The organism is Mycobacterium sp. 852014-52450_SCH5900713, from assembly GCF_001667075.1.
Taxonomy (GTDB): Bacteria; Actinomycetota; Actinomycetes; order Mycobacteriales; family Mycobacteriaceae; genus Mycobacterium.
In genome coordinates this window covers 1-11,921 of the sequence record NZ_LZIL01000042.1, presented here as the reverse complement: position 1 = coordinate 11,921, position 11,921 = coordinate 1, and the positions used below count along the sequence as shown (strand labels likewise).

Here is an 11,921-nt window from a genome sequence, read left to right as displayed (position 1 = left end):
TGACTATCGTGGAATGCCTCGGAAATGCTCGGTTGTGGTCATGACGAGCGGTTCGCCGGCCTCGTAACGTCGCCGCATCAAGACCGGCGAGCAAACAAGGAGGTGTGGCCATGAGCCTCACAACCGCAACCGATGAATTACGCGCCAGGCTCGGCTCGCAGGTGATCCTGCCCGACGACCCGCGGTACGAGGAGGCGCGGGCGGTCCACAACGGCATGATCGACAAGCGGCCGGCGGTGATCGCGCGCTGCGGCTCGCCCGCGGATATCGCGACCGCGCTGGAATTCGCGCGCGACCGCAACCTCGTTGTCGCCGTGCGCGGGGGCGGTCACAACGGCCCCGGCTTCGGCACCGTGGACGGCGGACTGGTCATCGACCTGTCGCCGATGAACCGGATCGACGTGGACGCCGACAGCCGCACCGCCCGGGTCGAAGGCGGGGCGACGTGGGCGCAAGTGGACGGCGCGACGCACGCATACGGGTTGGCGGCGCCGTCGGGCATCATCTCTTCCACCGGGGTCGGGGGCCTGACCGTGGGCGGCGGCCACGGCTACCTGTCCCGCAAGTACGGCCTGACCATCGACAACCTGGTCGAGGCGGAGCTGGTGCTGGCCGACGGCCGCGTGGTGCGGGCGTCCGAATCCGAGCATCCCGACCTGTTCTGGGCGCTGCGCGGCGGCGGCGGAAACTTCGGCGTGGTCACGTCATTCACGTTCCGGCTGCACCCCGTGCACACCGTGATCTGCGGTCCCACGGCATGGCCCGCGTCGGCCACCGCCGACATCCTCTCGTGGTACCGGGACTTCATGCCTGCGCAGGACGGGGATCTCTACGGATTCTTCGCGGCCATGACGGTCCCGCCGGCGGCACCGTTCCCCGAGGCGTTCCACCTGCAGAAGGCGTGCGCCGTGGTCTGGTGCTACACGGGCGACCCCGCCGGCGCCGAGGAAGCGTTCGCGCCGGTCCGGCAGATGGAACCGGCCTTCGACGGGCTGGGCGCCGCTCCCTTCCCGGCGCTGCAGTCCACCTTCGACGGCCTGTATCCCAAAGGGCTGCAATGGTATTGGCGCGGAGACTTCTTCCGCACGGTGCCCGACGGCGCCGTTGCGGCCCACGCCCGCTTCGCCCAGGAGCTGCCGACCAGGCATTCCACGATGCACCTGTACCCGATCGACGGTGCGGTCCATCAGGTCGGCCAATCCGACACGGCGTGGGCTTACCGGGACGTCAACTTCTCCCAAGTGATCGCGGGGGTGGACCCGGACCCGGCGAACGCGGAGTTGTTGAAACGCTGGGCTATTGACTACTGGGACGCCACCCATCCGTACTCGGCCGGCGGTGCCTACGTGAACTTCATGATGGACGAGGGGCAGGAGCGGGTCCGGGCGACCTACGGCCCGAACTACCAGCGGCTCACCGAGGTCAAGGCTCAATTCGATCCCGGCAACGTGTTCCGGATCAACCAGAACATCCGGCCCGCGGGCTGAAGGGGCTAAGGCGTTTTGAGGAACACGTCGTTGAGTGTGACGGTGCGCAGGTTGCGCTCGCGGATGGTGTCGACGAGCTGCGGGTAGACGTGCGTCACGGGCAGGTGATTGAGGTGCCCGATGACGATGGCCTGCGGCGTGAAGTACTGATCGGCCATCTGCACGATGTACTCCTCGGTGATCAACGTCGAATCCGACAGCGACCCCGACCACAACGTCGGCACGGTATAGCCCAGGTCGGCGGCCACGGCGTCGACCACGGCGTTGCGCTTCGCGTACGGCGGCCGCCAGTACGGCTTCGCACCGATGCCGTACGTCTTCTTTAGGAATTCGTCGTTGCGGCTGAGCTGTTGCGCGACTTGATCTTTGGGCAGCGTCGTGAGGTCCGGGTGTGACCAGGTGTGGTTGCCGAGTTGGATCTGTCCGCTGTCGACCAGGGGCCGCAGCATCTCCTTGTTCTCGGTCCAGGAGTCGTAGGTGCCGTTCACGAAGTAGGTCAGACGCACGCCGGTGTCTTTGGCGAACTGGGTGTACGCGCGCACCACCTCGCTGTTGACGCCGTCGTCGACGGTCAGCGCGAGCAGATCACCCTCGCCGGGGATCTTCATCAGCGCGCCCCCGCCGGGCAGCGGGATGCGGGCGCTCAGCGGTGGCGGCGGCAACAGAGCCGACGGGGCGGTCGGGCCCGAGGTCGCCGCGCCGGAAGCGGCCGGCGTCTGGGCGAACGTTCGCGGCTGCGGGTCGACGACGAGCCGGGCCGCGCCCACTCCGGCGACGACTGAGGCGGCGAGCGAACCGAGGAACTGACGGCGATTCATCGCGGGCAGGCGAAGGCCGGGCGCAAATGTCGGACGGGGTGATCCGGACTGGGCCCGGTGTTGGCTGCGCCGCTGCGCGCTTCGAGCCGACCCCCGGAGGGGTCGCTCGCCGTACACGAAATCGCCAGCCATCAGCAGCGAACCGTACCACTACCAGGAACAATATGTCGGATGCGTTACGGGAGGGTCAGCTGTGAATTTCGCGATCAGTGTGATTCCGTGCCGCCGCGCTGGGGCAGCTGCACCGGCTCGGCGGCGGGTGTGCCCAGCGTCGAGGCCAGCCAGGGCAGCGCCGCCTCGAACGCCCCGGCGGCAAACGGCCAGTCATGCTTGCCCGGCTGGCTGACCACGGCGCAGGTGATGCCGTTGGCGCTGGCCGCCGCGCACAACGCGTTGGCGGCGGCGTCCTGGCCCTCCGGATTGGCCGCCGGGTCCGTGCTGGGCGCGCTCCCGGTGGGGTTGGCCTCTGCCGCCACGTCGCGCGGCTCCGAGGATCCCGGGACGTCGAACCAGCCCGACAAACCGGTGTAGCGACCATGCCGCGCGATCACGGTCGGGGGGTCGAACGCGGCCCAGGCGGTGCGGTCGCCGCCGAACAGCTTGGCGATCGTCTGATCCCTGGGGCCGACGTTCGGGCTGCGGTCGCCGGCGATGTCCACGAACGCGCTGAACAGTTCCGGATGCATGACGGCCAGGTCAACCGCGCAGGTGCCGCCCATCGACCATCCCGCGACGCCCCAGTTCGCCCGGTCGGCGCTGACGCCGAAGTTCGACACCATGAACGGCACGATGTCCTTGGATAGGTGATCGGCGGCGTTGCCCCGGCTGCCGTTGACGCACTCGGTGTCGTTGTCGAACGACCCGGTGGGATCGACGAACACCAGCACCGGGGAGAAGCCGTGATGCGCGGCAGCGAAGTTGTCGATGGCGGTGAAGGCGCCGCCCGGGCCCAGCCAGTCGGCCGGGGTGTTGAACGCGGAGCTGATCATCATGACCGCCGGCAGTCGGGGTGGCGGATTGCTGTTGAACCATGCGGGCGGCAGATAGACCAGTTCTCGGCGGTGCCGGAAGTGGGAGGCGTTGTCGTCGATGTCCACCGGCACCACCACGCCCTTGGTCGGCCTGGTCCCGGCGACCTGCATCTCGGTGACCCGGAGCCGGTCGATCTGGTCGGGCAACGGCACCGAGGTCAGTTGGTTCCACGCGGCAAGCGCCGTCGGGAAGTAACCCACCCAGCCGTTCAATGCCAGTCCCGCGCACAAGGCGCTCAGCGGTATGGACAGCACGGCGACCCCGCGACGCCACCAGCGGGCGCCCCGCCAGCCCACCAGGAAGACCGCGGCGGCCAGGCCGCTCATCGCGATCCACAGCCACAGCGTCGTCGGCGCCGGGTCCCCGGCCACGCCGAGCGACGTGATGTACCAGTACGCGAGCGCGGTCACCGCGGCGGCCGCGACCAGGGCCGCGGGCAGCACCCGCTTGAGCCAGCGCGGCGCACGCCACTGGATCGCGATGATCAACAGCAGCAGCGTCAACCCCTGCACGGTCGGCGGAAACCAGCCGTGCAGCAGGGACAGTCGTCCGAAGAATTGGTCCAACGGTCGTTGCCTTTGCTGGGTCGATCGCTGCGCGGGGCGGACCCGTGGTCTTTTCGAACGCGGGGGGTCGGGAACAACTATCCCACACCAGCCCCACCCGTCCGCCTGCCAGCGTGGCGTGTGGGCGCGGTGGTCTAGGTGGCCGCGACGCTGCTGAACGAGCGCAGCCGCAGGCTGTTGGCGACCACGAAAACGCTGGAAAAGGCCATCGCGGCGCCCGCCAGCATCGGGTTGAGCATGCCGAGCGCGGCGAGCGGTATTGCGGCGATGTTGTAGCCGAACGCCCAGAACAGGTTGGTTTTGATGGTGCTCAGCGTGCGCCGGGACAGCCGAATCGCATCGACCGCGGCGCGTAGGTCACCGCGCGTGACGGTGAGGTCGGCGGCTTCGATCGCGACGTCGGTGCCGGTGCCTATCGCCACCCCGAGATCGGCGGTCGCCAGAGCGGCGGCGTCGTTGACGCCGTCACCGACCATCGCGACGACCTTCCCTTCGGACTGCAGCCGCCGGATGGCGGCGAGCTTGTCGGCCGGCATCGTCTCGGAGATGACCTGCGTGATGCCGACCTCGCCGGCGATCCGGTCCGCGACGCTCCCGTTGTCGCCGGTCAGCAGGATCGGCGTCAGGCCCAGCCGCTTGAACTGCCGGACCGCTTCGGCGCTGGTCGGTTTGACGGTGTCGGCGACCACCAGGATCCCGCGGGCGCGGCCGTCCCAGCCGACGGCGACCGCGGTCTTGCCTTCGCCCTCGGCGCGGGCCTTGCCCGCCGACAGCGCGGCGTCCAGCGGCTGGCCGCTGTCGGCCAGCAGGTTCGCCCGCCCGATGACGACGGTGCGGCCGTCGACGTCTCCTCGCACGCCGTTCCCTTCGAGGCTGGCGAAGCGCTCGGCGGCGGGCAGCAGTGCACCGAGCTCGGCTTTCGCGGCCTGCGCGATGGCCCGCGCGATGGGATGTTCGGACGCATCCTCGAGCGCGCCGGCGTAGCGCAGCAGCGTTTGGCGGTCGGTCCCGGGCCCGCTGATCACGTCGACGAGGGTCATCTTTCCGGTGGTGACGGTGCCGGTTTTGTCGAGCACGATCGTGTCCACGTTGCGCGTCGACTCCAGGACTTCGGGCCCCTTGATCAGCACGCCGAGCTGAGCCGCGCGGCCGGTGCCGACCAGGAGGGCGGTCGGGGTTGCCAGCCCCAGCGCGCACGGGCAGGCGATGATCAGCACCGCGACGGCCGCGGTCAGGGCCGCGGTGAGCGGGAAGCCCAGCGCGACCCACGCGCCGAGCGTCGCCAGGGCGATGCCGATCACCACGGGGACGAACACGCCGGAGATGCGGTCGGCGAGCCGCTGCACCTCGGCCTTGCCCGATTGGGCCTCCTCGACCAGCTTGGCCATGTGCGCGAGCTGGGTGTCGTCACCGACCCGGGTGGCGCGCACGACGAGGCGCCCGCCGACGTTGACGGTGGCGCCGGTGACGGTGTCGCCCTCGCCGACCTCGACGGGGACGGATTCGCCGGTGAGCATCGAGGCGTCCACGGCCGAAGAACCCGAGACCACGATGCCGTCGGTGGCGACCTTCTCCCCGGGCCGGACCACGAAGTCGTCCCCGACCGCGAGGCGGTCCACGGGGATGCGGGTTTCGCCGGTGTCCCGCAGCACCGCGACCTCCTTGGCGCCGAGCTCCAGCAGGGCGCGCAGCGCGGCGCCCGCCGTCCGCTTCGAACGCTTCTCGAAGTACCGCCCGGCCAGCACGAACAGGGTCACACCCGCGGCGACTTCCAGGTAGATGTTGCCGGCGCCGTCGGAGGGGTGGACGGTCAGCTCGAAAGCGTCGCGCATGCCCGGTTCGCCGGCCGTACCGAAGAACAGCGCATACAACGACCACAGGAACGCCGCCAGCGTGCCGATCGAGACGAGCGTGTCCATGGTGGCGGCGCCGCGTTTGAGGTTGGCCCAGGCGGCGGTGTGGAAGGGACGGCCTCCCCATACGACGACCGGTGCGGCCAGGACCAGCGATGCCCACTGCCAATAGCGGAACTGCAAGGCCGGAACCATCGCCATGGCGATCACCGGGCCGGCGAGCACGGCCGCGGTGATCAGCCGGGTGCGCAGCGCGCTCAGCTCGGGGTCGTCGGCCGTAACGGAGGTTTCCCGCCGGGGCGGCAGCGCGGCGGTGTAACCGGCCTGTTCGACGGCCGCGATCAGCAATCGCGGGTCGTATCCCGAGGGGATCGTGAGCGCGGCCTTTTCCGTGGCGTAGTTGACGGTGGCTACCACGCCGTCGAGCCGGTTGAGCTTCTTCTCGATCCGGGCGGCGCAGGACGCGCACGTCATCCCCGCGATCTTCAGCTCGATCTGGCTCATCGGCGCCGCGCTCATGCCACCAGGACGGCCCGGTAGCCGGCCTCGTCCACCGCGCCGAGGACCGCGGCCGCGTCGATGGGAACAGAACTCGTGACCACCAGCCTGCCCGTGTCGGCGCTGACGTCCACGCGCTCCACGCCCGGGAGGCGGCCGACCTCATCCTTGACGGCCGCCTCGCAGTGGCCACAGCTCATCCCGTCGACCCGGTATTCGCTCGTGGTCATGACATTCCTTTCCTGATACCCCGCCGGGGTATCTCCACGCGCAACATCCGCGTGCGGCCGAGGTATTCCCACGCCGAGCCGTTGGCGCAAGGGGGCGCCGGCGGAGCAACCCGGGAGGCAACGAGGACTCTTCCATTCTGCCTGGTGGAAGCCCCAAGCCAGCGTTCGGGATCGGCCCACGCCGGGCATCAGACGTAGCCGACGCCGATATCGACCGAAAGCTGGGTCGCCGTGACCAACCGGGACTGGTCGGAAACAAGCCAGGCGACGGCGTCGGCGATGTCCTCCGGCTGGGCGATCCCCTCGGGCAGCAGCGGCTTGTGCAGGCCCCGCAAGTGCGGGTAGGTGTCGGCGGCGGCCTGCAGCGCTTCACGCATGCGGCCGGTACCCATCGGTGTCGAGACCGCTCCGGGGTTGAGGCTGTTGACGCGGATGTTGTGCCGGCCGAGCTCGGCGGCGAACGCGCGAGCCATCCCGACGACCGCGTGCTTGCTCGCCGTGTAGTGGATCATGAACGACTGCATGTTGATGCCGGCGGCCGACCCGATGAGGATGATCGACCCACCGCGCCCGCCGTCGATGATGTGCTGAGCGCCGGCCATCACCGTGTTCCAGGTGCCGGTCACGTTCGTGTCGATGGTGTCGCGGAACGCTTCCGCGGTGATCTGATCCCACGGAGCGGGACTGCAGATCCCGGCGTTGGCGACGATGATGTCGAGGCGGCCGAGTTCGGCCACCGCCGCGTCGACTGCACCCTTGAGCGCCTCGAGGTCCCGGATGTCGACGGCCGCGGTGACGACCCGTTTGTCGTTGGCGCTCACCAGTCGTGCCGTCTCGGCCAGATCCACGGGTGTCGGCGAGTCATACGGAACGCTTGGCGGCAGCGGCCCGGCGATGTCAACCGCGATGATGTCGGCACCCTCGGCGGCCAGGCGCACGGCGTGCGCCCGGCCCTGCCCCCGCGCGGCGCCGGTGATCAGGGCCACCTTTCCCGAAATGGATTGACTCATTGCTACTTTCGGCTCCTCCCGACGCTGGCTTCCTGTCGCGGCCACCCGCGGCGGGATGTCTGCTGTTCTGAGTTCGACTCGGCGAGCGTAGCGTCGACCTGACGCTGCCGGACAGCCGAAAGGAAAGATCATGACCGTCACCGTTGTAGACGCGGGCCCGCGGCAGGTAAGCCGGTCGGTCGAAGTGGCCGCGCCGGCCGCCGAACTTTACGCGATGGCCGCCGATCCCCGACGACACAGCGAACTGGATGGGTCGGGCACCGTGCGTGACAACATCAGCGTGCCCGCGGAATTGACTGTGGGGTCGAAGTTTTCGACCAAGATGAAGATGTATGGCCTGCCGTACCGCATCACCAGCACGGTGACGGCCCTGAAACCGAACGAACTGGTCGAATGGCGTCACCCGGTGGGGCACCGCTGGCGGTGGCAATTCGAGACGCTCTCGCCGACCCGAACCCGGGTCACGGAGACGTTCGATTATCGGGACGCCGGTGCGGTCAAGAACGCGTTGAAGTACTACGAGCGGATCGGGGCGTGCAAAGGCAACGCCGCAGGAATCGAAGCGACGCTGGCCCAGTTGCGCGATCGTTACGCCACGCGCTAACCGGGTCTCCGGCGCGTCACCCCATGCCTAGGCGTCGCAGGTGTTCGATCATGGTGTCGACCGCGGCCTCCAACGGCGCGGTGTCGCGACGGACCTGGCTGAGCAGTAACCCGCCCTGGATGCCGGCGAGCATCGCCAGCGCGACGCGCTCGATGTCCGTCCCGTCGGCCAACTCGCCGCGCGCGGCAATCGCTACCAGGCTGTCGTGGATCATGTTCTCCCACTGGGCAAATGACCGTGCAAGCTGGGCCCGCGCGATAGGGTCCGACTCGGACAGCTCGTTGGCCATTGAGCCGATCGGGCAACCGCCCGCACAGCCCATGCTGCGCACCAGGTCCACCATGATGCCGCGCCAGCGGTACAAGTCCTCGATGCTGTCGATGCGGTCGAGACCCAGGTGCTGCACGCCGAGCACATGATCGGTCTGAAAGTCGATGACGGCGGCCACGAGATCGCTCTTGTCGGCGAAGTAGTGATACATCTGCGAGGTGCTGACGACCGCGGCCTCCTGAATGTCCTCGATGGTTGTCCGCGCGACGCCGCGCTGCAGCATCAATTCGGAAGCGGCGGCCACGATGCGCTCGCGGGTTGCGCGGCCCTTCGCGGTCAGCTTCTCGTAGGGGACCGGAGCCATAAGCCTCCTTCCGTGGAGTAACCCCCACAAACTACTCTTTTTGGAGTTGACACTCCATTTTCGGTCGAGCAGGCTGAACGCCATCGTCTACTAATCGATGCCGGAAGCCGTTGTGCGCCAAGCCGGCACGCATGTGAAGGGCAATGAACTCATGACCAGCACCGCCGACACCAACGAGACCACGATTGCCAACCGGGTCGCGCAATTTCAGCAGGGAATGGCAAGCCAGTTGCCTGAGGATGTTCTCAGCACCTTCAGCGCCGAGCAGGCGCAGCTACGGGCCGGCGGTACACCGGTCGGCGTCGCCGCTCCTGGCGACCCGATGCCGGATGGCCGGCTATTGGATGTGCGCGGCGTGCCCACCACCCTTGCCCAGAGTGTCGGGGGACGCAGTGCAGTGGTCGTGCTATACCGCGGTGCGTGGTGCCCGTACTGCAACCTGACGCTGCGTGCGTATCAGGAGCAACTGGTCCCGCAGCTGGCGCGGGGTAACGTCGCGCTGGTGGCGATCAGCCCGCAAAAGCCTGACGGTTCACTGTCGACGCAGGAGATCAACGAGTTGAGTTTCACCGTGTTGTCCGACCCCGGCAATCAGGTCGCGACCGGGTTGGGTGTACTCACCGCTCCCAGCGAGGGCACCAGGGCGGCGCAACGCAATCTCGGTCTCGAGCTGGCCGAAGTCAACGCCGATGGCACGATAGGACTGCCAATGCCGACCGTGGCGATCGTCGACCACGCCGGGACCATTCGCTGGATCGACGTCCACCCCGACTACACCACCCGCACTGAGGTCGCCGACATCGTCGCTGCCCTGAGCAGCCTCAAGTGAACCCAGGGCGTCGCGAATTCGTGCTCATTTCGTGGACGAAAGCCCCGTCGTAATCCGCTCCGGCTCAAACCCGTTGGCGCAAACGCTTACCCGGTCGGGACAGCTCATCAGCCGTTACGGACTGGTCATCGTGCTGGCCTGGATCGGGTTCGGGAAGTACGTGAAGATGGAATCCCGCGTGCTCATCGAGCACAGCCCGCTGATGAGCTGGATCTACGAGGTTTTCAGTGTTGCCACCGTCGCGCGCGGGCTGGGAACGATGGAAATCGTTGCCGCCCTTCTCATCGCGCTTCGGCCGGTGTGGCCGCGGGTATCGGCGGCCGGTAGCGCGCTGGCGGTGGTGCTGTTCATGGGAACGCTGAGCTTCCTCTTCACCACGCCGGGCGTGGTCTCGACGCATGCCGGTGGTCTTCCCGTGCTGTCGGCGCTGCCGGGCCAGTTCCTGCTGAAGGATCTGGTGCTGATCGGCGTCGCGGTGTGGAGCCTGGGTGACGCGCTGTCGCGGGGCAGGTCACACATGGGGCAGAACCTCGTCGGCCATTAGGTGCAGGCTGGACCAGCCCGCGTCGATAGGAAGGCCGCCGATGAGCGGGTTAATCACGACTTCTCTTCGGCCACCGTGGATCTGATCGATCAACTGTGTCGGGGTCAGGATCTCGACATGGTTGAGGCGGCGCAGGTCCCGGATCGAGGCCGGCTCGGTTTCGTTGGGCCGCGGGACGCCGGCCCGCTTCCAAGCGCTGTATTCGACCGCTTCCGACAGGATGAAGTCGCCGTAACGCGACCACGCTTCGTCGGGATCGGCGTGCAGCAGGGTGACGGTGCTGCCGTTCTCGGGGCGGTAGACGAAACCCTCGTTTCCGCGGTTGCGCAACTCCTGCAGATACACCGCCTCGACCTCGGGCATGGCCATCGGCGGTGAAAACGGAAGCCCGAAACGGGCCGCGCGCCGGGCCGCCGCGGCCGTCATACCACCAACGAAAAGGATCGGATGCGGGCGGGTAAACGGCTTCGGCGTGACGTTGATGAGCGCGCCTTCGTGTTCGAAGGGTTGATCGCTCCACGCCCTGAGCAGCACCGTCAGGCAGTGGTCCATCAGGGTCGCCCGCTTGGGCCAGCCCTTGCCGACGGCGCGATACTCCTCGGGCCGGTAACCCATGCCGGCCACGAAACTGAAGCGGCCCTGGGTGAGGTTGTCCAGCACGGCGATGTCCTCGGCCAGCCGAATCGGATCGTAGAGCGGGACGATCAACGCGTTGACGCTGATGCGTACGCTGCGTGTGCGACCCGCTACCGCGGCGGCCAAAATCAACGGCGACGGAAGCCAACTCGTGGCCGCCAGGTGATGTTCTTCTGCGCTCACGGCCGTGAAGCCGCGGCGATCGGCGAACTCCGCCATGTCCAGCGCAGTCCGGTAGCGATCCGCCTGGCGCGCTGTGGGATCGGCGACATTGGTCATGTTGAGCCGCAGCGCGGTGAGTAACTTCATCGTCGTGCGTCGTCCGGGCGCGCGAAGAGCGTTCCGCCGATCAAGTCCTTGGCCGATTCCAGTGCAGCCGCGTACGCGTCCGGAGCCAGAGTGGCGGCCCGCTCCATGAGACCCCGCGCCAGTGCGTGAATCGCATCGGCAGCCGCGTCCGGGCGGGTGTCGGGAGGCAGCGCGCCCTGTGCCCGGGCGTCGCTGATGATCTCAGTTATCGTGTCGCGCAACGCTTTCAGCCCGGCGTACCGTGGCCGGCCGCTGGCCGGATGCTCGCTGCTTTCACTGCGAATGGCCCGATCGAAGGCGGCCAGATGGGGGTACTCGCGCATCAACCTGCTCGACTCGTCCAACACCGCTGCCAGGCGATCGACCGCGCCGTCGGCCCGCGCGGCGACGGCCCGCAGCCGAGGTGACGCGATGCCCTCCATTTCGGTGACGGTCGCCTCCAGCAGTTCGGACTTGTTCGGAAAGTAGTGGTACAGGCTGCCGCTGGTCATGCCGGCGGCCCGGGCAATCTCGCGAATCGTGGTGCGGGAGTAGCCCATCTCGGCCACACACCGCATCGCCGCGGCGATGATCCGCCGGCGGGTCTCCTCGCCGCTGGCGCCGACCGGGCGCCCACGCTGCGCCCGCGTCACCGTGCTCTCCCCACTCGCGCGTCCTGTCCGCCGGCTCTGGGTGCCCGACACGGTCGAATATAATCGAGTGATCGATTAGTTTGGGCTTCCGCGCGGAGGTGCGCAGTGTGTGATGGACGAACCTGCGGCGGGTTCCGCGCGGCATGAGCGTCGCGCAGTCGCAATTGGGCCGCCCGGTGGGCGCCGAGGGGGAGCAGACGCGTGCGCGGATCATCGCCGCGGCGATGCGGTGTGTGGCC

12 protein-coding genes and 1 pseudogene are annotated in these 11,921 nt (G+C 68.2%); 5 read left to right on the top strand and 8 right to left on the bottom strand.

All coding sequences use genetic code 11. The annotated features are described in order from the left end of the window. The first annotated feature begins 110 nt into the window (after positions 1-110). Positions 111-1,487 (top strand): FAD-binding oxidoreductase, encoded by a 1,377-nt coding sequence (locus A5773_RS11315; protein ID WP_067790949.1) that lies wholly within the window; start codon positions 111-113, stop codon positions 1,485-1,487. Between the two features lie 5 nt (positions 1,488-1,492). Here A5773_RS11315 and A5773_RS11310 read toward each other — a convergent pair whose 3' ends face one another. The 5 genes from A5773_RS11310 to A5773_RS11290 form a co-directional block, all read right to left on the bottom strand. Beyond that, on the bottom strand, positions 1,493-2,305 hold the full coding sequence (locus tag A5773_RS11310) for a polysaccharide deacetylase family protein (protein ID WP_067790947.1): 813 nt from the start codon (positions 2,303-2,305) through the stop codon (positions 1,493-1,495). A gap of 206 nt (positions 2,306-2,511) precedes the next feature. Then, the gene (locus A5773_RS11305) at positions 2,512-3,903 is read right to left on the bottom strand and encodes an alpha/beta hydrolase family protein (RefSeq protein ID WP_067790945.1); all 1,392 of its coding nucleotides are present in this window, start codon (positions 3,901-3,903) and stop codon (positions 2,512-2,514) included. A 134-nt stretch (positions 3,904-4,037) separates the two neighbouring features. Then, positions 4,038-6,275, bottom strand: coding sequence for a cation-translocating P-type ATPase (locus A5773_RS11300; RefSeq protein WP_067790943.1), 2,238 nt, complete (start codon positions 6,273-6,275; stop codon positions 4,038-4,040). Then, positions 6,272-6,484 carry a heavy-metal-associated domain-containing protein gene (locus A5773_RS11295; RefSeq protein ID WP_066951320.1) on the bottom strand — a complete coding sequence of 71 codons (213 nt, stop codon included), beginning with the start codon at positions 6,482-6,484 and terminating at the stop codon, positions 6,272-6,274. The genes A5773_RS11300 and A5773_RS11295 overlap by 4 nt, the downstream gene beginning before the upstream one ends. 188 nt (positions 6,485-6,672) lie before the next feature. Next, complete coding sequence (locus A5773_RS11290; protein ID WP_067266296.1) at positions 6,673-7,494, bottom strand: mycofactocin-coupled SDR family oxidoreductase; 822 nt, start codon at positions 7,492-7,494, stop codon at positions 6,673-6,675. A gap of 130 nt (positions 7,495-7,624) precedes the next feature. Here A5773_RS11290 and A5773_RS11285 point away from each other — a divergent pair, with 130 nt between their 5' ends. Continuing rightward, positions 7,625-8,098 (top strand): SRPBCC family protein, encoded by a 474-nt coding sequence (locus tag A5773_RS11285; protein WP_066951332.1) that lies wholly within the window; start codon positions 7,625-7,627, stop codon positions 8,096-8,098. A 16-nt stretch (positions 8,099-8,114) separates the two neighbouring features. Here the strand turns inward: A5773_RS11285 and A5773_RS11280 are convergent, their stop codons facing one another. Next, positions 8,115-8,732, bottom strand: coding sequence for a TetR/AcrR family transcriptional regulator (locus A5773_RS11280; protein ID WP_067790941.1), 618 nt, complete (start codon positions 8,730-8,732; stop codon positions 8,115-8,117). A gap of 151 nt (positions 8,733-8,883) precedes the next feature. On the opposite strand from A5773_RS11280, the gene A5773_RS11275 reads away from it, so the two are divergent. Continuing rightward, on the top strand, positions 8,884-9,561 hold the full coding sequence (locus A5773_RS11275; protein ID WP_067791041.1) for a peroxiredoxin-like family protein: 678 nt from the start codon (positions 8,884-8,886) through the stop codon (positions 9,559-9,561). 31 nt (positions 9,562-9,592) lie between these two features. Further along, on the top strand, positions 9,593-10,105 hold the full coding sequence (locus tag A5773_RS11270) for a YkgB family protein (RefSeq protein ID WP_232001837.1): 513 nt from the start codon (positions 9,593-9,595) through the stop codon (positions 10,103-10,105). Here the strand turns inward: A5773_RS11270 and A5773_RS11265 are convergent. Together A5773_RS11265 and A5773_RS11260 are read right to left on the bottom strand one after the other, a co-directional pair. Next, positions 10,073-11,050 (bottom strand): LLM class flavin-dependent oxidoreductase, encoded by a 978-nt coding sequence (locus A5773_RS11265; protein ID WP_067790939.1) that lies wholly within the window; start codon positions 11,048-11,050, stop codon positions 10,073-10,075. The two genes, A5773_RS11270 and A5773_RS11265, sit on opposite strands and share 33 nt — an antisense overlap. Further along, complete coding sequence (locus tag A5773_RS11260) at positions 11,047-11,682, bottom strand: TetR/AcrR family transcriptional regulator (protein ID WP_067790938.1); 636 nt, start codon at positions 11,680-11,682, stop codon at positions 11,047-11,049. The genes A5773_RS11265 and A5773_RS11260 overlap by 4 nt, the downstream gene beginning before the upstream one ends. A gap of 143 nt (positions 11,683-11,825) precedes the next feature. On the opposite strand from A5773_RS11260, the pseudogene A5773_RS26505 reads away from it, so the two are divergent. Beyond that, positions 11,826-11,921: pseudogene (locus A5773_RS26505) on the top strand (TetR/AcrR family transcriptional regulator); the annotation flags it as partial.

Excerpts from the sequence above, each read along its gene's own strand:
- A5773_RS11300 (WP_067790943.1), bottom strand. The coding sequence starts at position 6,275 with ATGAGCGCGGCGCCGATGAGCCAGATCGAGCTGAAGATCGCGGGGATG.
- A5773_RS11265 (WP_067790939.1), bottom strand. The coding sequence starts at position 11,050 with ATGAAGTTACTCACCGCGCTGCGGCTCAACATGACCAATGTCGCCGAT.
- A5773_RS11295 (WP_066951320.1), bottom strand. The coding sequence starts at position 6,484 with ATGACCACGAGCGAATACCGGGTCGACGGGATGAGCTGTGGCCACTGC.
- A5773_RS11310 (WP_067790947.1), bottom strand. The coding sequence starts at position 2,305 with ATGAATCGCCGTCAGTTCCTCGGTTCGCTCGCCGCCTCAGTCGTCGCC.
- A5773_RS11280 (WP_067790941.1), bottom strand. The coding sequence starts at position 8,732 with ATGGCTCCGGTCCCCTACGAGAAGCTGACCGCGAAGGGCCGCGCAACC.
- A5773_RS11315 (WP_067790949.1), top strand. The coding sequence starts at position 111 with ATGAGCCTCACAACCGCAACCGATGAATTACGCGCCAGGCTCGGCTCG.
- A5773_RS11290 (WP_067266296.1), bottom strand. The coding sequence starts at position 7,494 with ATGAGTCAATCCATTTCGGGAAAGGTGGCCCTGATCACCGGCGCCGCG.
- A5773_RS11285 (WP_066951332.1), top strand. The coding sequence starts at position 7,625 with ATGACCGTCACCGTTGTAGACGCGGGCCCGCGGCAGGTAAGCCGGTCG.
- A5773_RS11275 (WP_067791041.1), top strand. The coding sequence starts at position 8,884 with ATGACCAGCACCGCCGACACCAACGAGACCACGATTGCCAACCGGGTC.